15 protein-coding genes are annotated in these 18414 nt (G+C 50.2%); 10 read left to right on the top strand and 5 right to left on the bottom strand.

Annotation, left to right across the window (positions count from 1 at the left end):
* The first annotated feature begins 44 nt into the window (after nucleotides 1–44).
* The 9 genes from ACOQPM_RS14090 to ACOQPM_RS14050 all read left to right on the top strand — a co-directional run bounded on the left by ACOQPM_RS14090 (nucleotide 45) and on the right by ACOQPM_RS14050 (nucleotide 11359).
* Nucleotides 45–794: a hypothetical protein gene (locus ACOQPM_RS14090; protein WP_420629900.1), complete on the top strand. Its 750-nt coding sequence runs from the start codon at nucleotides 45–47 to the stop codon at nucleotides 792–794.
* Between the two features lie 17 nt (nucleotides 795–811).
* Nucleotides 812–1507, top strand: coding sequence for a hypothetical protein (locus ACOQPM_RS14085; RefSeq protein WP_420629899.1), 696 nt, complete (start codon nucleotides 812–814; stop codon nucleotides 1505–1507).
* A 340-nt stretch (nucleotides 1508–1847) separates the two neighbouring features.
* The gene (locus ACOQPM_RS14080; protein ID WP_420629898.1) at nucleotides 1848–4265 is read left to right on the top strand and encodes an endonuclease MutS2; all 2418 of its coding nucleotides are present in this window, start codon (nucleotides 1848–1850) and stop codon (nucleotides 4263–4265) included.
* A gap of 267 nt (nucleotides 4266–4532) precedes the next feature.
* Nucleotides 4533–5186, top strand: coding sequence for a tetratricopeptide repeat protein (locus ACOQPM_RS14075; protein WP_420629897.1), 654 nt, complete (start codon nucleotides 4533–4535; stop codon nucleotides 5184–5186).
* Nucleotides 5187–5248: 62 nt separating this feature from the next.
* Nucleotides 5249–5524 (top strand): hypothetical protein, encoded by a 276-nt coding sequence (locus ACOQPM_RS14070; RefSeq protein ID WP_420629896.1) that lies wholly within the window; start codon nucleotides 5249–5251, stop codon nucleotides 5522–5524.
* Nucleotides 5525–5603: 79 nt separating this feature from the next.
* A complete protein-coding gene (locus tag ACOQPM_RS14065) occupies nucleotides 5604–6026 on the top strand; it encodes a spore germination protein GerW family protein (RefSeq protein WP_420629895.1) in 423 nt (140 codons plus the stop codon).
* Between the two features lie 51 nt (nucleotides 6027–6077).
* Complete coding sequence (locus ACOQPM_RS14060; RefSeq protein WP_420629894.1) at nucleotides 6078–6548, top strand: GNAT family N-acetyltransferase; 471 nt, start codon at nucleotides 6078–6080, stop codon at nucleotides 6546–6548.
* Between the two features lie 395 nt (nucleotides 6549–6943).
* Nucleotides 6944–9412: an endopeptidase La gene (gene lon / locus ACOQPM_RS14055; protein ID WP_420629893.1), complete on the top strand. Its 2469-nt coding sequence runs from the start codon at nucleotides 6944–6946 to the stop codon at nucleotides 9410–9412.
* A 480-nt stretch (nucleotides 9413–9892) separates the two neighbouring features.
* The gene (locus ACOQPM_RS14050) at nucleotides 9893–11359 is read left to right on the top strand and encodes a hypothetical protein (RefSeq protein ID WP_420629892.1); all 1467 of its coding nucleotides are present in this window, start codon (nucleotides 9893–9895) and stop codon (nucleotides 11357–11359) included.
* A 500-nt stretch (nucleotides 11360–11859) separates the two neighbouring features.
* On the opposite strand, the gene ACOQPM_RS14045 is transcribed toward ACOQPM_RS14050, so the two are convergent.
* From ACOQPM_RS14045 to ACOQPM_RS14025, 5 genes are all read right to left on the bottom strand, one after another.
* Nucleotides 11860–12219, bottom strand: a complete 360-nt coding sequence (locus ACOQPM_RS14045; RefSeq protein WP_420629891.1) for a hypothetical protein — start codon at nucleotides 12217–12219, stop codon at nucleotides 11860–11862.
* A gap of 41 nt (nucleotides 12220–12260) precedes the next feature.
* Nucleotides 12261–12932, bottom strand: coding sequence for a hypothetical protein (locus ACOQPM_RS14040; RefSeq protein WP_420629890.1), 672 nt, complete (start codon nucleotides 12930–12932; stop codon nucleotides 12261–12263).
* A gap of 26 nt (nucleotides 12933–12958) precedes the next feature.
* On the bottom strand, nucleotides 12959–13834 hold the full coding sequence (locus tag ACOQPM_RS14035) for a c-type cytochrome (protein ID WP_420629889.1): 876 nt from the start codon (nucleotides 13832–13834) through the stop codon (nucleotides 12959–12961).
* A 12-nt stretch (nucleotides 13835–13846) separates the two neighbouring features.
* Entirely contained in the window at nucleotides 13847–14323 is a 477-nt protein-coding gene (locus ACOQPM_RS14030; RefSeq protein WP_420629888.1) for a cupin domain-containing protein, read from the bottom strand.
* A 161-nt stretch (nucleotides 14324–14484) separates the two neighbouring features.
* Entirely contained in the window at nucleotides 14485–17181 is a 2697-nt protein-coding gene (locus tag ACOQPM_RS14025; protein ID WP_420629887.1) for a LuxR C-terminal-related transcriptional regulator, read from the bottom strand.
* 175 nt (nucleotides 17182–17356) lie between these two features.
* On the opposite strand from ACOQPM_RS14025, the gene ACOQPM_RS14020 reads away from it, so the two are divergent.
* Entirely contained in the window at nucleotides 17357–18382 is a 1026-nt protein-coding gene (locus tag ACOQPM_RS14020; protein WP_420629886.1) for a carbohydrate kinase family protein, read from the top strand.
* Nucleotides 18383–18414: the final 32 nt, after the last annotated feature.

Here is an 18414-nt window from a genome sequence, read left to right as displayed (position 1 = left end):
AATAACGTCAGGAAGGCAAGTGTTTAGGCAAATAGGGTTCGAAAATGCAGAAACCACACAGTGAAGGCCAATACGATCGTAAGACGATTAAAAAATACATTGTAAGGTATTACGGAACGCGACCAGACAAATTCGCATCACTCTGCTTTGAAGATGACGATGAGAGTGACGATAATTTACGTACTATCTTTGACGGGCTCCCACAAAATCTTGGCTTCGAATCCAAAATTGAACGGTTAATTCTCACGACCCAACGCATCAATAAATACGAAAAATTGGTGCGCCTTTTGCAAGAAGATAATCCCAAATTCGACCTTTTGATAATTAAGATCACCAATCCCACAATTTCTTCCCCTTCAGCAGAGGCAGTATCTGGCACTAGCGGCAAAATCCGCACCAACACCTGGACCAAACAAAGTACGCAGCGTCGCAATTTAGAGCAGACCGTGTCCCGGCCAACCGTTTATGAAAATACAGACGCGGAGGTTGATTTGCCCCAAATAGATACCTTCCGACAGGATTTGGCACGCTTAGACAAAAATATTAACCTGCTGGGAGAAACCGAAAAGTTATTGGAAGCAATGAGCCAACTCATCAGGGAGCTTTTGCTTGATGTGAAAGTCAGACGCCAAATGGTGCAAAACGAACAGATGAGAGCAACAACTAAATCAAATACATTTCATAGCGTGCAGAAAGCCGATTCCCACGTAAGCAAGCCAGCTTTAGTACGGCAACCTTTTTCCGGTTCATCAGCCAGTAGCTGGCACGAAACGTCTTTTGCAAAACCAAATTAGGAAGAGGAGATAGAGCCATGAGTCCCAACGAGGATCAGCAAGTGAATACTGAAGCTAATGTTGTAGATGAGGTACAGCCACTACCTGATTATCAGATTGAATCTATCAATGAGCTGCAATCCGCTATAAGCGACAACGCAGCTTTGATTTCAGAAATTGAAACGATCATTCGGGAACATTTACGCCCAAACCCAACGGGGGAGAGTATTGGTAAGATTTTGGGTGGTCTGGATCTGTACTTAGGGGAAGACCCAGCCTACTTTCTGCTGCACATCTTAAGGTTTAGTAATGATGCAACTTACGTGCAGCAAGTGAAATCCCATTGCACAGAATCGTTTTGGCGCATCCTGAGACGCTTGGTTGCTCTCTATGGCGTAGATGTCCGCAGAGCTTATACCTTACTCAATGAAAACCCCCAGTCATGGGATATTTTGAACCGTCACACCTACTTTGATCATCTAACAAACACCTGGGCCATATCTATGGAAATTGTGAAATACAATGGTGAACGGCTGAACCTAGAAGAAACGCCGGGAAGTGCTTTGACTTTGGTGCGGGGAATTCTGGATATGCTTATGAATGTTCCGGCAGAAAGCGCCCCTGACCTGATAGATAAAAATTATATGGCAGATACTTTCCATCAGTTTTACACCTTTATCAATCATTACAACCCAGAATTGCTCGCAGAACCGGATGAAAAAGATGAACAGTAGATGACCCTCTGTGTTCCGCTTTTTTCTTAGCCAGAATTCAATTCACAGGTATACTTGATCAAAATCTAAACGAGGAGGTTAATTTTCGTGCTTGTCAATAAAACGATACTGTTTGTGGAACTTGCCAGATTGCGTAACAGCGCAACGGCCGTATTCACCCAAACCATTCTTAACAAAATTCAACCGACTCGGCCCATTCCCCGCTAAAACAATTACCCGAGGGTATGTGCTTCCAGAGTCGTCTATCTAAAAACCGCAGATTACACAGATTTCGCAGATTTTTCTGCCTTGCTCTCCAAATCTCTTACCCCTCTGTGTCCTCTGTGGCAAAACAAAAAAAATGGACACAAAATCATTACATACCCTGGAATACCACAAGGTACTCAACATTCTGGCTGGCTACACCAGCTTTAGCGCTGGCGAAGAGCTGGCCCGCAAACTCCAGCCCACGACCGACCAAATTTTAGCCGAGCAGTGGCAACAAGAAACGGCCGAAGCCCTCCTGCTGCTAGACACCCACACCAACATCACCATCGGCGGTGCGCGTGATGTGCGCCGAGCCGCAGATAATTCCACGCGTGGTTTCACCTTGCCTGCCGAAGATATGCTTGACATCCGCAGCACGCTCATTGCTTCACGCACCCTCAAACGGCAGCTTCTTAAAGTAGAAGAAGAGTTTCCATATCTGGCCGCCATTGCCGAGCTGGTGGAAGAATGCCCAGGTTTGGTAGACAGCATCAGCAGCACGATTGACGAAAAGGGTGAAGTTCTGGACAGTGCCAGCAGCAAATTGGCCAAAATACGATCTGATCTGCGGGCGGTGCACGGCCGTATTCAAGACAAACTCCAACGTCTGCTCAACTCCAGCCAAAACCAATGGCTGCAAGAACCACTCATTTCCATGCGAAGCGGCCGTTACGTCGTCCCCGTCAAAACGGATGCCAAAGGACGCATCAAGGGCATCGTCCATGACCAGAGCGGCAGCGGAGCCACCGTCTGGGTTGAGCCAATGGCCACCGTAGACCTCAACAACGAATATCGCGGCCTGCAAATGAGCGAGCAAGCCGAAATCGAGCGCATCCTGGCCGAACTCTCCGCCAAAGTGGCCGACGTCTCCGAGCGCATCATCCGCATTGTGGAACGCATGGCGGAGCTAGACTTGATTTTCGCTCGCGCCAAATATGCGGCCATCATCAAAGGCGTGCCGCCACACTTTGTAGATTGGCGCGAATTTGAACAGCCCAAGCCACCCAAACACGCCAACGAGCGTGCCAAATGGACGCCCCCACCGCGCAACTTACATCCTGGCAGCACCATCTGGATTCGCAGCGCGCGCCATCCACTCCTGCCACCGCACGACGTTATTCCCACCGATCTGACGCTAGATGAAGAGACCTTCACCGTCCTCATCACCGGGCCAAACACCGGCGGCAAAACCGTCAGCCTCAAAACCACCGGCCTCATGGTGCTGATGGCCCAATCCGGCATTCATTTGCCTGCTATTGAAGCGCGGCTCACGGTTTTTGAAGATGTATTCGCCGACATCGGTGACGAGCAATCCATCGAGCAAAGCCTCTCCACCTTCTCGGCGCACATGAGCAACATCATCCGCATTTTGGCCCAGGTGGATGACCGCTCGCTGGTGCTGCTCGATGAGCTAGGCTCCGGCACAAACCCGACAGAAGGCGCAGCCCTGGCTCAATCTGTCACCAACTTTTTACGTGACAAGGGTGCCACGACGTTCATTGCCACCCATTACCCAGAGCTAAAGCTGTACGCCGATCAGCAGAGTGGCGCGACGAACGCCTCCATGCTTTTCGACGTGGAAACGCTCTCACCCACCTACGAAATGGCGATTGGCATTCCCGGCAAATCCAACGCGTTTGCCATCGCCCGACGGCTAGGGTTGGATGAGACGATTCTGGACGATGCCATGAGGCTGACCGGGGCAGGCAGCAACGAAGCAGAAAATTTGCTGGATGCAATTTACGATCTGCGCGACAAAATTTCGTCAGAGGAAGCGGCTGCCCGCCTCATTCGTCGCCAGTTGGAGGATGAGAAGGATGCCCTGGCGCGGCAGCTAGAGCAGCTGGAGGAAGAGCGGGAAGCAGTGCTGGCCGAGGCGCAGGAAGAAGCGCGGCAAAAAATCGCGGCCATCGAAGAAGAATTGCGTCGCGCCCGTAAGCAAATTCGGGATGCCCAATCAATTAACAAGCTGAAAAAGGTAAGCAAAGAGGTCGCTGCGCTGGAGGAAGATGAAGTTGAGAAAATTGCACCAAAAGTTACAAAATCGCGCAAACCCACCAGCAACCGCCTGACGCTTGAAGTTGGCGACAAGGTGACGGTGAAGGCACTCGGCACAGAGGGCGAAATCATTTCGCTGACCAAATACGAGGCGATGATTGCCGTCGGCCGTTTGCAGATGCGGGCAAAGCTGAGTGATTTGGAGTTCAAAAGCCGTCCCAAAGACGAAGAACCAGAGCTGGAATCTACACCTATAACCAAAACCAGTTCCCCTGGTGTGGAGCTGGATATTCGTGGTCGCCGTGTGGACGAGGGCTTGTCTGAACTAACTACGTTCATTGACCAGGCGTATCTATCGCAGATGCCGTGGGTGCGGATTATTCATGGTAAGGGAACGGGGAAGTTGCGAACGGCCGTACGCAAATCGCTCAAAAAGAACAAGCACGTCGCTTCCATCGAAGAAGGTAAGGATGGTGAGGGCGGCGCAGGCGTCACTGTCGTCAAATTCAACTAAAATTACAAAACAAAAAGCCTTGCTACTGCAAGGCCTTTTGCGGGAAGAGGAGAAAAAGGAGGAAATTGGGAATCAATTTAGTGTATGATGCACTTAGTTTACGACACGGTACCAGGACCCGGCAATAGGACGTGCGTACTGTTTCTAACTATACAAGTGGGCAAGTTTGCCTCCCATCAGTACCCCATGACTACAGTCCCATCTGCTTGACGCTGGATGACCCACTTTGTACAATGCAACAATAAATTTGGCAGAATCGGCGACCACATGACAAGAAAACAAAAGCAGGCAGTTGAATACAATCAATCTGGTTTGGCATTTTACGATGCGTGGCAAATTGAGAAGGCAGTTGACTCTTTTGCCGCGGCCGTTGCGGCCGATCCAGAAAACCCAGAATATCATCTAAATCTTACCCGCGCCTACACGCGCGGTGGCGATTATGATCAGGCAATGGCAGCGTTGGGTGGCTACCTGCAAACAGAAACCGAGGGGGACGTTGCGGCTCGGTATGAGCAGCTTTTCTCAACGGGTTTGGACGAAGTGGAGTCCAACCTCATCGAGGGGATGAAGCAGCTAGATTTGGAACTGCCCCAAATTGGTAAAGCGATTCAGATGTGGCTGGAATATCGGATCGCTATTGGCAGACGGCCGTTACGCACACCAAAACCATCGCTCTGGGCAGGAGCACTCACCTTCGCCATCGTCAAAGTGAACTTTTTAGAGATTACCCGCTCGCAAATTGCGGCCGTTTTCGGCATCAACGAACGCTCCCTCAAAGAAAAATACCAGGAACTCATCAAAACGCTGGATCTGATGCCCGCCGACTACCGCTACTTCACTGGTGAAGAAAACCCACTGGATAAGCTGGTAGAAGCCGCGCAACTATTGGAACAGCTAGACCGTCACTTCCACGAAGATTAACAGCCCACTGCATCCCACATTTTCCCCATATCTTGTGTATCGTCACGAACGAAGGAGGTTCGATGGCAAATCTTACTAATTTTATTGAATGGAAAACTGTGCAGGGAACGGCCGTTTCCACCCCAAACCATACCCTCATCCCCGAATCCAAAGCACTCATCGTCAACTTTCCCTACGGCGGCTTTGTGTGGCAATGGCCAACGGCCGTACTTGTGCAGCAAGGTGAGCAAACTGAACGCCATCCCATCATAGACGTTACCCGCCTAGCCACCTGGAGCATTATCGGAATGAGCCTGCTGCTTCCTCTGTTATTGCGTCTTATCAAGCAAAGTAAATAGTAGCTGGTTGCTGGTGGCTAGTAGATGTTCGCCAGCAAACTTACCACTAGCCACCAACCACTAGCAACTGGAGAATCCCATGAGCGATAGCTTTAATAAACTAATGATCAAATCCGTAGCAGACCAAGAATCTGCCAATGAACTAATCGGCAAACTATTCGATGTCACCCGCCCCGATGCGGTTTATGCAGAACCTGTTACCGTTGGCGAATACACCGTCATAAACGCCTCAGAATACATGGCGGGCATGGGCGTCGGCTACGGCGGCGGTGGTGGCACTGCCCCAAGCACAGATGAAGCTAGCGAAGAGAGCAGCGACTCAACCGGCTTTGGTGGTGGCGGCGGTGGTGGCGGCACCACGATGGCTCGTCCGGTAGCTACCATCATCGTCGGGCCCAACGGCGTGCGCGTGGAGCCCGTGGTAGACGCCACCAAAATTGCCATTACGATGTTCACCGCACTAGGCGCAATGGCTATGGCCCTCCGCAAAATGAAAAAATAAGCGCAAAAAATCTGTGCGAATCTGCGTCATCTGCGGATTTTTTATACCTGAATGACCAATAAGCCCGGCATCACCTATCGGCCTGCCCAGGCCAGCGATGAGGCAGCTATCAAAGCACTCATCCGCGCCGTGAACATAAACCCGATGGGGCTGAAGTGGCACCGTTTTGTAGTCGCTGTGGATGGAAACGGCCGTCTCATTGGCTGTGGGCAAATCAAACCGCACTGGGATGGATCGCGTGAGCTGGCATCTATTGCCGTACAAAAAGAATGGCGGCGGCAGGGCGTTGCCGGGAAAATTATCCGGCAGCTTCTCGCCAACGAGCCAGCACTCGTCTGGCTAACCTGTATGGACAAACTAGTGCCATTTTATGAGCAGTTTGGCTTTATAGAGGTGAAAAAGGGAGACGGCCGTTCCCTTCCCTTCTACTTCCGGCTAGCCACCACCTTCTTCAAGCCAATCCAAAAACTAAGCCGCGTCCCTGGCTACCTCGCCATCATGGTCTGGCCTGTAAATCCTTAAGTAACCTTTCAGAAACAACCTGGCGATTTCGTAAACCTGCCCTAGAACTAGATTTCTAACACGATTCTGACATAGGACTATTGTGTAGCGTATCCCAAAGCATAAAATACTATAGACCTATTGTAGAACCACCACTATACATGAATACTAGAACTGTATGTTCCGCAGGCAACATTGGGCACATATGTACCAAAATTTTGACCAACAGAATCAAACCAAAATGCTTCCAAGTAAAAACCAATTTCGAGCTCATTCTTATTCAAAGTTCTTTTTGGTTTTTACACACCATTAACGTGTAAGTAAAAAAGATAGAAATTTTAAGTACGGTAAGTCAATTCAATAAGGAAGCGTAACTCATCAGTACATTAAGATTCGCGTCAACAAAGGACAAACTCATGGAACAAAAAAACCATGTAACTATACCAATAGTGCCGCTGCGGGGGGGCGTGGTTTTTCCTGGCGTCACAACCACAATCTCCATCGGTCGGCGACGCTCATTGGCAGCAGCCCAGGCTGCTGTAGAGCGCGGTGGCAAACTATTAATCCTTGTACAGTACAATGCCGAAGTAGAATTGCCCAAAAAAGAGGATTTAGTACCCGTTGGCATTTTGGCTACCGTGCGCGACGTTTTACGCACGCCGCACATGGGCGTACAAATGCTGGTTGAGCTACACCGGCGCGTCCAGTTTGAAGGCTTAGAAACGGCCGAACCCTTCCTTACCGGCCTATACAGCGAAATCGCTAACGCCTCTGAAGGGGAAAACAGTCCCACCATTACCGAAGCCATCGCCTACCTGGAACAGTACGCCGACGCACTCGGAGAAGCCAACCAACAAGTGATGGCCACCACCCGCAGCAAAACCAGCGCCGGCGATCTGGCCGACTACATCGCCGGCTTGCTCAACCTTCCGTTTGAAACCGAGGTCGAACTGTTAGCAACCACCGATGGCGAAAAGCGACTAGAAATCACTATTCAATTCCTCAAGCAAGAGCTGCGTATCACCGAAGTTCGCAACAAAATCCAGCAAGATGCCCGCGAAGGCGCAGACAAAGCCCAACGCGAATACCTACTGCGCGAACAAATGCGCGCCATCCGCAAAGAACTCGGCGAAGATGGCGAAAGCGTCCCCGACGAGCTACGTAAAAAAATCGAAGACGCCAAGATGCCCGAAGATGTGCATGAACGCGCCATGAAAGAGCTCAAGCGGCTTGAGTATCAAGGTCAGCAATCCGCCGAAGCCAGCGTTATTCGCACCTACTTGGAATGGCTAACAGAGCTCCCCTGGAACAACGCCACCGAAGACAACCTGGACATTCATCACGTTCGGCAAGTACTGGATGAAGACCATTACGGCCTTGAGGACGTGAAAGATCGCATTGTGGAATACGTAGCCGTCCGCAAACTAGCAGGCACCAATATGCGCGGCGCTATCATCAACCTGAACGGCCCACCGGGGGTTGGCAAGACCTCCATCGCCACCTCCGTCGCCCGCGCCATCGGGCGCGAAGTGGCGCGCATTAGCCTGGGCGGCGTGCGCGACGAGGCCGAAATTCGCGGCCATCGGCGCACCTACATCGGCGCAATTCCAGGTCGCATTATCCGCGCCTTACGGGATGCTGAAACGCGCAATCCCGTCATCGTGCTAGACGAAATTGATAAAGTCGGCACCGATTGGCGCGGCGATCCATCTTCCGCCTTGCTGGAAGTGCTGGACCCAGAACAAAACAGCACCTTCACTGACCATTATCTGGAAGTGCCGTTTGATCTGAGCCAAGTGATCTTCATCACGACATCCAACCAGCTCAGCACCATCCCGGCACCGCTTCTGGACCGTATGGAAACCATCACAATGCCTGGCTACATTGAAGAAGAAAAAGTCGCCATCGCCGAAGGCTACTTGCTGCCCAAGCAGCTCACCGGGCACGGCATTGGCGATGTAGACGTGACGCTGGATAAAGAATCGCTGCAGTATCTTATTCGCTACTACACCCGCGAAGCAGGCGTACGTAACCTGGAGCGCAGCATCGGCTCTGTGGTGCGTAAAGTTGCGGTCAAGGTGGCTGGTGGGGAAGCAGGGCCGTTTACAGTCACGCCAGAAGACATCACAGAATTTCTCGGCCCGACCAAGTTCCGCTACGGCATGGCTGAGGAGCAAGACGAGGTTGGCGTAGTGACGGGCCTGGCGGTGAACAGTTTTGGCGGCGACACGCTGCCCATTGAAGTAAGCCTGAGCGAAGGCAATGGCAAAATTACCCTCACCGGCTCCTTAGGTGACGTCATGCGCGAATCAGCACAGGCAGCATTAACCTATGCCCGTGCTAACGCCCGGACGCTTGGTTTGGAACCGACCATCTTCGACAAGGTAAACATCCACGTGCATGTGCCGGATGGCGCCACGCCAAAAGATGGCCCCAGTGCAGGCATCAGCATGGCCACAGCCATCATCTCTGCCTTTACCCGCCGCCCCGTGCGCCGAGACGTAGCCATGACGGGCGAGGTAACGCTGCGGGGCAAGGTGCTGGCCATTGGTGGCCTCAAGTCAAAGACCATTGCCGCCCACCGCGCGGGCATCCAAACAGTGATTTTGCCCAACGACAACGCCAAAGACATTCCTGAACTGCCAGATTCAATCCGGGAAGAGCTAGAACTGATTCCGGTGAGCCATTTGCATGAGGTATTGGCAATTGCGCTACTGCCCGGCAATGAAGCCCCGTTCTCTGTTGCCAGCAGCAGCGAGTCGGTGAACGTCCCGCTGCCCAAAGCCTCTAGCAGCCCCGGCGTTCCGCCACTTCGTGCCGACGAAGCAGAGCATGAGCAGAGAAAGCTATTTCCCCGCGAGCGACTAGTAGAACGTACTAACTAAAGAATCGCGTCAGCCTATTATTTTTGCGCCGCTGCCTGCTTGGGCAGCGGCGTTTTGTTTTGCCAATGAGCGGATTTGCTCAAAACTTCATGCAGGATAATAGTATGCTAGGGTGGCTTATGTAAAGTTTCCTTGTGCCGAGCATCAAAAATCTTGGTGATTCAAGGCCATTCTACAAACCAAAACGCCTCCCTAACAACAGCTTAAAGCTGACGCGCTAAAGGAAACGAGCGCAGCTTAAGCAACTGAACGGCAACCATAAATGCGTAACCATTGTTATACATTTCAAATAATTTGATGTGAATTTACCAGTCCGCATTAAGGAGACGCGGTTAAAATTGTTTCTTATACAAGAGGATTAAGTTGAGTGATATAAAACATCAATGCCAATCATTTTAAGGCACCTATTCTTCTCAAAACTTTGGTAGAGAAAATGCGTATTGAATAATAACTGTCTATTTACTGATTGGCTAATACCAAATGAAAAAGCTTAACGGTCCAGTTCTTTCCACATCACAATTCCTTCGCTTTTTTGAATATGTAAAACGCGAAGGCTATAAAGTTTCTGGTAATGATGCTATAACCTTGAAATTCACCCAAACAAAAACAAATCTAATAAATTACAATGATCTCTTGGCAGCAATTTTACTATTTGGAACACCTAAAGTTTCTCTACCTCCCTATTTATCAAAAGAAATTGATGCCGAGGAATTGGTAAAGGAAGACTTAATTGAATTTATCGACCTGAACTCATTTGAAAATATCCGAAACACTCGTCATTCTTTATCAGCTCACTATGAAAAAGGGTATGAGATTTGTCGTAGTCTTGAGTCAGATCCCGCAGTTGGGGATTTGTTCAATGTATCAGATATAAATATTCTGAGGAATTTATCTTCATCCTTTGGGTTAGAAGAGATTGAAGATTTATCTTTATGGGATCTCAAGTCTTTTGATGGTAGCCTTAATAATGCTTTTAAATCTTCACAGAATCTTGACCGACAACTCCTAGTTGATGAAATCAAATGGCATCATCAGCATCTTGATAAAATATTGCAGCCTATCACAACTGGCCTCAGTGGTATTTTCAAGTTCTATGTCGGTGAAAATGCAAATTGGTATTTCGCTTCATATCTGGAGGAACATGATGTAAAGGAAATCGAAGATGTTTGGTTGCCTTCGTATATGTCTGATGATCTTGGCATCTTCGGGAAATATTCCCCTGGTTTGTTATATAAGCTGATGGGTCTTGATATAAGTACAGAGCTTAACTTTTGGCCAAGGTCTTATAGGCCGGAACACTTTTCAAACTTCGAAATAGTTGATGAAATTCTGACTACCACTTCAGCCGATTCCCAAATGGAACAATTGCGTGCGAGTGGGAATGATTGTGGATGGGATTTCAACGATTTTGTTTCAGTCCACTCTGTATGGAAGTCAATATTCGAATTGACAAATATGCTACATTTTAGTCAGGCTTCATCTTCCCCTTTATTCGTTCCATCAACTGCAGAAATTAAAGTGTCACATAATCCAGAATATATGAACAATTCAATGGATGCAGTACAACTTTACAGATTGTATCTAACTGAGCGAAGAATGCTCCCAAATGTAACGTGCTTAGAAGATGTGCTGCGGCTACGTGAAGACAAACGACTTAAAACCTTCCGAAAAGTATTGAATTCATGGATGGAGATATCGCAAGGGGACGATCTGAAAGCAATCGAGGAAATACGTAGAGATATTAACAAGGCAACCTCAGAAATAAGCAAATTAGGGGAATATCAAAAGTTTGCTCGGTTAATTGGCTATATTTCCCTACCTATTGCAATTGCTGATGTCATTATGGGTAGTCCTTTTGGATTATTATTAGCACCAATTGGGCCAGCAGTTGACCTATATAGCACTCTAAAATTACGCAAGTTTGGTTGGCTAAATTTTGGTCGTTGAAATGGCTCAATGAAGAACTTGCGATTGCAAAAAGATAATCGCCAAAGTGTTCAATAAATTCAAGACCTCAAATTAACTGTTTGAGGTTGAAAAACACATAGGCGCCGCCTTTGCTCCATTGTGCTAGGCCGAAAAAGCACAACTTAACACAACTCCACAAAAGCCGCACTTAGTAAGGAAAGGTAGGCTTCTGCAAAGAACGGCGATCAATAATTGCTACGCGACTGAATATTAAAACATTGGGTAAACCCACAAATTTTGCACCACCTTTCATACATAATACGGTCAAATCCAGCCCACTAAAAGAAGGGATAATTGCAAATGGTTCTCAGTAATTACAATTACAGGGATGCTATTGCCGCCCAACATAGCTTGCTGCCGACGCAAAACGCGGCTGAAGCGGCCGTTAGGCAAGGCTACAACGGCCGTTTCTAAGCTACCAGCCCCAATTTACACCACAATGCACAAGTTAACGCGCCTCGGTTCTCGTTATAGCCGGTTTATTGACGCCATTCGGCGAGGCCGATAAAGGTGATACCCCAAATAATGGCGAACCCGCTCCATAATAGTGAGACGGCCGACGCGCCATTCAGAAACAGGGAGACCAAGCCAAAGAGGACAGCTAAGATGCCTGCACTCCATGTGGGGACACGCCATTGAGACGGTCGTAAACTGGCTAAGAAGGCAAGCAATACCACTGAAATTGTATAGCCGGCCATCAATACCCAATGACCAGCGGCCACATGTTCTTCGAGAGGTGAGGCTAACTGCTGAATTTTAATTTGGCTGGCTGCAAAGCTAATGGCTGGTACAGTGACTATCAGTGACCATCCCAACAACAGTAAATCAACGCGATTCAATCGCGATAATAGCTGACGACCCGCTGGGTCCAAAACGGCCGTTAAGCGGGGCTAAGACGTAAGAGTGTCACACCAGTGGCGATCATCCAGCCAAGCCCGACTGGAACAATCAAGAAGCCAATATCGGCCAGTGCTGGGAGGTAGATACCCACCAGTGAGATGACCCCGATTATGAAGGCGGCTATTGCCCAGTAAAACAGCCAGTTGGGCATCCACGCCTTTTTTGCCGCTAGAGCGATAAATAATGGGGCAATGCCGACAATTAAGGCTGTGGCAAGGTCGTCGGTGCGTGTGCCAATCCAGCCAACGGTTTTGGCAAGGACAACGGCCGTTTCCGATCCATCGCCCCCCAGTTGCACCACAACAGAGAGCATGGCAATAAATGAAAGAATGGCTAAGGGAACGCCCGTTGTTAGACAAACCCGCGCCATTCTTGCCAAAGCTGGACGCTCTTTGCCTAAAGTGACAAGTTGCGCCCCGCCCATGCCTAACAAAAGTATGCCAATTATCCACAGGGTGAGATTGGTAATGAGCTGCGTTTGTACAGCCGCCGTTGCTACCAAATAATCTGCTATGGTGTTCGTCGCCAACGCACCCCACAGGTCAATGCCCGTTGAAAAGTAAAATCCTGCCCCGATAAACATCACAGTTGCCCCAGCAATCAGCGTGATTCCCCCGATTCTGGCTGTTTGATTCATTTGTATATTGTTCACTCTGATATTCCTTTTATCGTCAATCCTTATTGCTCGCGTGCGACTGGCTCAACCGTCTGTAAATAGGTCCAGATGGCGTGGATCTCTTCATCGCTATAGCGGCTCATCGTCTCCCATGGCATCTCAGTGCTAATGGTGCTGCCGTCGGGGCGGACGCCTTCACGGATAGCGCGGGCAAATTCGGCTTCAGTCCAGCCGCCAACGGCCGTTTCGTGCGGCGTGATGTTTGGCGAGCCTATCATGCTATTGCCTGTAAAGTCGGCCCCGTGGCAAGCGGTGCAGAACGTGGCCCATCGCTCACCTAGTGCCAGCACATCCTCGCTGGCGTCGTTGCTTCTGGGCGGCGCGTCCATCTCAACCGTTTCGGCCGTCACCAGCGGCATTTGATTGGTGGCGTGCATCACCCGCGCCATCGGGCCTGGCCGCATTTCGACAGGTGTTGTGTCCATGGGCGGAACGCTGCGGATATAGGCGATGATTTGCGCCATATCTTCAACAGTGATGCCGGGACTTAGCTCGGGGGCCATAAAAAACGTTGGTGAGCCATCTGGCTTGACCCCATACCACACGGCGCGGGCAATATCCTCGTCGCTATGGCTGCTGCCAATGCCGCCCGCCCCACTGGTTAGATTGGCCATCTGAAGCTGCCCAAACATAAAATCGCTAAACGTCGTCCCCGCCAAATCCTCGCCGTGGCACGATTGGCACAGAATGGTGTAGAGACGCTCCCCTTCGGCCACGCTTTCGGGATCGTGGGAAACGTCGAGGTTAAAATCGGCCGTGACTTCATAGGTACGATTAAGCCGACTGCGGCTAATTTGGGCAATAATGAGATAGGCGATGAGCACCAAGCCAAGCAAGCCGCCGATGATGATGCCAAGCCATTTCAAAATGCGTTTCATTTTTGTCTCCCTTTATGCGTGTGCCGGATTGCCAGTCATTTCGATGCCATATTTTGCGGATAATGCGCCTAACGCTTCCATATCAGGCTCCGCTGCGGTCATCAGCGCGAAAGATTCAGTGATAAAGCCTTCAAACCCAGACGGGGTGGCAATAACAAATATGTGTGCTTCTTGGTCGGAATGATTATGGTGGGCATGAGGAATGCCTTTGGGTAACAAAGCAACCGTTCCTGCCTTGGCGGTATAGCTATCATCACCGACTTTAATGGTGATTTCACCTTGGAGGATGTAAATAACCTCATCTTCAAAACGATGAACGTGGAGTGACGATCCAGCATTGGGTGGCATAGTGCCGCGAAATAGGGTGAATGCGCCGCCTGTATCTTCTCGGCTCAGCGGGATGCTGATTTGTTCCCCTCCGGGGAAGTTGAGAACGCTTACCTCGTCAAGCGCAACGACTTTGGGGTTTAATGTTTGAGATGTCATCATTTACTCCTTGTTCAATCTGTTTATTGGTTGATTTAGAAACAATGATAGGGTGGCGCGAGGGGCAATACATTGTACGATGGTACACAATGGGGCAATGGGAGAGTACACAAAAGGCAGAAGGCAAAAGGATGAAGCTAGAAAGCTCGACGCTGTTACACAGCTTATAGTAAGTTTAGCTGGGTAGCTTTGGCGACCGCTTCGGTGCGGGTTGTGGCGCTGAGCTTCGCTAAGATTCGGGTGACGTGGGCTTTGACGGTGCGCTCGGTAATTACTAACTGGGCGGCGATTTCGGGGTTTGTAGCTCCTGTGGTTAAAAGCTGAAGCACTTCTGCTTCTCGTGGGGTGAGATACGCTTGTGAGTTGGGGATAGCGATAGGTTGTGGCTTGTCGTCTGGTTTTAAGATGGCAAGCAACGGCCGTATCATTTCCACTTCAATATCTGCCGCCACGGCTCGTTCCAAGATAGGGACGATGCTCTCCCCTTCTTGTAGGATAATACCGGGCAGACCCTTTGAACGAATCTCGGCCGCCGCGATGCGAAAGGTGTGGAGTGCTTCATCCCAGCGCTGTTGACGGCCGTATAGCGTTGCCAAGCTTAACTGCGGATGGGTCGAAAACGCCGTGTGCCGCACCTGCTTGTATAGTGCATCCGCTTCTCGTAGCTGTTCTTCCGCTTTGCGCCACGCTTCAGCCGACATTGCCAGCAGACTGGAGAGCAGCAGATTACGCATTCGTTCCCCCGGTACGCGCATCTGCATTGCCCTTGCTTCCATTTGGCGAAAGACCTCTGCTGCTTCATCAATTCTGTTTTGGAGCCAGAAGGTACGACCCTGCAAATACAAGAACCCGTGTTTGTATGCTTCCGAAATCGTATGCGTTTCCGAGCGAGCCAACTGTTCCGCAAATTTTGCCTCAAACGTCGGATAGGCGCGTTTGACCAGCGGTATGTTGAGTGCCACCCACTGAATATGATCGTCAACAAAGGCCAAGCGTCCACCCATTTGGTCTAAATGTTTGAGCGATTTTTCCAGCGACTCTGCTGCTAGGTTGATCTCGCCTCGGTAAAAATGAATGAATCCGGCAATGCCGTAGGCACAAGTGCGTAAAACGTGGTCTTCGTCGCGGCTTTGTTGGCTACCTTGACGTGCAAAGCGTTCTAATAGCGACAGCCCATCAAGATTGAATACCATGTGAGGAGCAGTGACGATCATGCCCGCAATGGACATTGCCCCTGAATCCTCACTGTGTAACGCTTTACGCAAGACAGCGTTCAGATGCACCGTCATTTGTGGCCAATCATATTTTTCTCCAGCTTCCCATAGCTCAATGCCATGATAGACGATCCATTGGTCAGGGCGAAGCTGATCCCCAATACGCTCGATTTTGTCCCGAAAATTAATAACAAGCGCATCGGTTTCCACCGGATCAGTCATCGCACGGGCAACCAAAACTTCAAACTGCCCAAGCTCGTTCTCTTGTTCAGCGAAGCCGCGATCCGCCTGTTCCCACCACGGAACGGCCGTTTCTAGCTGCCCTCGAGCACTGTAATATTGGGCTACAATCAGCGATAGCCACGGCCGTTTTTCCAAAATTGCTTGGGGGAGTTGCTCAATGCCTTTGGCTACCACCGTACGCACAAAACGCTGTGCCACATCTTTTTGACCAATCTCTTCTAAAAGATCAGCGGCTTCATCCCAGCAGTGTGCCTGTTGCAGATGGTACAGCTTTTGTTCGGCCGTTTTGGCAACCGTTGCCGCCCGCTGATGGGTTTCGCGCCACTGTTGAGGATTTTCTTCGCGCAGCCGCTGCTGCAAGAAATCGGCAAAGAGGTCGTGATAGCGAAAGGGGCCTAGCCGCGAGTCGTTGGATAGCGCGCGTAAAAAGAGGTTGCGTTGGTAGACGGCAGCTAGTAGGGGAACAACGGCTTCTGATTGGGTAACGGCCGTACACGCTTCGGGGGTTAATTCGGGTAAAACGGCCGTTTGCAGCAAAAACTGTTGAATCTCGACTGGCTGAAGGGCAAACACCTCTGCCGCCAGCAAATCAAAAATCGAGCGGCTGACGGGGCCGAGCTGATCAATATAGCTGGAGCGAGCTTCCTGTTGGGTCATTGTTCCCAGCACGGAAGCCAGCAGTTGTAGACCCGCAATCCACCCCTCGGTATGTTGCGCCAAATGCGCGACTTCGGCATCGGATAGCTGGAGGGCGCGGAGCTGATTGAGAAAAACGGCCGTTTCTTCGACATCAAAACGTAAATCATCAAGCCGCACTTCCGCTAATTGCCCCCGCATTCGCCACCGCGCCAACGGCAATGGCGGATCGTGTCGCGTGGTGATGATGATCCGAGACGCAGGGGGAGCATAATCCAATAGATAGGTCACAAACTCATGGACAGCGCTGTTTTGAATCGTATGATAATCGTCCAAAACAAGAATAAGCGGTTGATCATCAACTGGTTGGAGCTGATTGATTACCATACTGGCTAACTGCGCCACGACCTCATCCGCATAAGGCACTGTTTGCAAGAACCGCAAAATAGCTTGCCCATTGTCCAGAAGCTGTTTCTCCAAAGCCGTCACAAACAGCGCCACAAACACAGGCACATCGTCATCCGTTGGGTCAAGCGCGATCCAGGCGCCGTTTGGCTGGTCGTCCAATAGAGTAGCCGCCAGCACCGTTTTCCCTGAGCCGGCCGGGGCTGAAATCAATATTAATTTATGCTGCACAATCGTTTGGCTGAACTGGTTATACAGACCGGTGCGCTGGACGAACTGTTTCCCACCCTGTGGCGGGAGCAGTTTGGTATAAGGGAACCAATGGGCGGGTAATGCAATTGGGGCTACGGATTCTTCTGTCATAAGCAACACATCTTGTCTCACCTATGATATAATTTGAGGTTCAATTGGGCAAAGGGCATAGTCAACATTTAGTTGACAACCTATCCTCCTTCATGCAGGAGGGAATATGAATACAGTACAAATCGGCTCAAAAAGCGGCCGTTAGGCGCTAGATTAACTTAAATAAAGGTTCTGAATGAGTTCTATCGTAGCACTTGGTGCTGTTACCGTTGGTATAAATCTTATCGTTAGCTACGCGGAGCTCCGCGAATCGGGTCTTGCGCCCGGTGGTTATACGGAGCTCTCTGTGGCTCGAATGGAGGAACTCCGCCTTGCACTTGAAAATAGTCGAGGAACGCTTCCCGAGCCGCGTAGCGGTGGTTCAGTTGGAAACAGTGCAAACCTAATAGCGCGTGCTGGCGTAAGCTGTGGCATGATGGGCATGGGTGGAAACGACGCCTTCGGCAGAGCTTTTGTCGCTAATTGTGAGAGAGTCTCGCTTGCATTCCTCTCCGAACTTGAAGATGGCGCAGTAACGGGGTATGACTTCTATCTTTTCGATGAGGATGGTGGACGCACTATCGTCTTGACTCATGGCGCAAACGCTCTGTTGAGCCCCGCTCGAATTGACCTCGGCGCAGTTCAAAGCTCAGAGTTACTGTTGCTTGATGGTTCTGTACTCTCTTTTGGTTCAGAATCTGAAGCAGCAATGGCGCATTGTGCACTAGCTGCAGAGGCGGCAGGTGTTCCTTTTGTGCTTACCCTTGCCAGCACCCGAATTGTTGCTGGCTACCGTGCTTTCTACGATGCCTTTGCGCCAAAGGCTCAGCTGGTGGCAGGAAACCTTGAGCAAACGGCCGTGCTGGTAGGTCTTGAGCCAGAAGTAACCCTTAACGAAGTAAGAATCGAGCTTGCTAAGAGTTCCATTGATGCGATTGTGACCTTGGACGCTGATGGTGCCTTTGCTCGGTTCGGTGATGAGGCGTTTTTAATGCCTACACAGGAAATTGAAGTGGTAGACAGCACCGGAGCAGGCGATGCTTTCCTTGGCGCCTTCCTCGTGGCGAGAAGGAGGGGTCTTTCTGTACGCAAAGCGCTCGCCGTCGGCAATGTCGTTTCGGGTGAAGTGATTCAATATAACAGTGCTCGGCTGCCGCTCAGTGTTGATGTGCCTAAGCTTATGCTGGAAGCGATGCAAATCGCTGGCAGCCTCGATGCTTAAGTTCGATTCCTCATAGCTGCAAAGGTGTTTTT

The organism is Candidatus Leptofilum sp. (assembly GCF_965223525.1).
Lineage (GTDB): Bacteria > Chloroflexota > Anaerolineae > Promineifilales > Promineifilaceae > Leptofilum.
The sequence above is the reverse complement of the archived record's forward strand: the minus strand, read 5'-3'. Positions and strand labels throughout refer to the sequence as shown.

Excerpts from the sequence above, each read along its gene's own strand:
- ACOQPM_RS14090 (WP_420629900.1), top strand. The coding sequence starts at position 45 with ATGCAGAAACCACACAGTGAAGGCCAATACGATCGTAAGACGATTAAA.
- ACOQPM_RS14085 (WP_420629899.1), top strand. The coding sequence starts at position 812 with ATGAGTCCCAACGAGGATCAGCAAGTGAATACTGAAGCTAATGTTGTA.
- ACOQPM_RS14080 (WP_420629898.1), top strand. The coding sequence starts at position 1,848 with ATGGACACAAAATCATTACATACCCTGGAATACCACAAGGTACTCAAC.
- ACOQPM_RS14075 (WP_420629897.1), top strand. The coding sequence starts at position 4,533 with ATGACAAGAAAACAAAAGCAGGCAGTTGAATACAATCAATCTGGTTTG.
- ACOQPM_RS14070 (WP_420629896.1), top strand. The coding sequence starts at position 5,249 with ATGGCAAATCTTACTAATTTTATTGAATGGAAAACTGTGCAGGGAACG.
- ACOQPM_RS14065 (WP_420629895.1), top strand. The coding sequence starts at position 5,604 with ATGAGCGATAGCTTTAATAAACTAATGATCAAATCCGTAGCAGACCAA.
- ACOQPM_RS14060 (WP_420629894.1), top strand. The coding sequence starts at position 6,078 with ATGACCAATAAGCCCGGCATCACCTATCGGCCTGCCCAGGCCAGCGAT.
- lon (WP_420629893.1), top strand. The coding sequence starts at position 6,944 with ATGGAACAAAAAAACCATGTAACTATACCAATAGTGCCGCTGCGGGGG.
- ACOQPM_RS14050 (WP_420629892.1), top strand. The coding sequence starts at position 9,893 with ATGAAAAAGCTTAACGGTCCAGTTCTTTCCACATCACAATTCCTTCGC.
- ACOQPM_RS14035 (WP_420629889.1), bottom strand. The coding sequence starts at position 13,834 with ATGAAACGCATTTTGAAATGGCTTGGCATCATCATCGGCGGCTTGCTT.
- ACOQPM_RS14030 (WP_420629888.1), bottom strand. The coding sequence starts at position 14,323 with ATGATGACATCTCAAACATTAAACCCCAAAGTCGTTGCGCTTGACGAG.
- ACOQPM_RS14025 (WP_420629887.1), bottom strand. The coding sequence starts at position 17,181 with ATGACAGAAGAATCCGTAGCCCCAATTGCATTACCCGCCCATTGGTTC.
- ACOQPM_RS14020 (WP_420629886.1), top strand. The coding sequence starts at position 17,357 with ATGAGTTCTATCGTAGCACTTGGTGCTGTTACCGTTGGTATAAATCTT.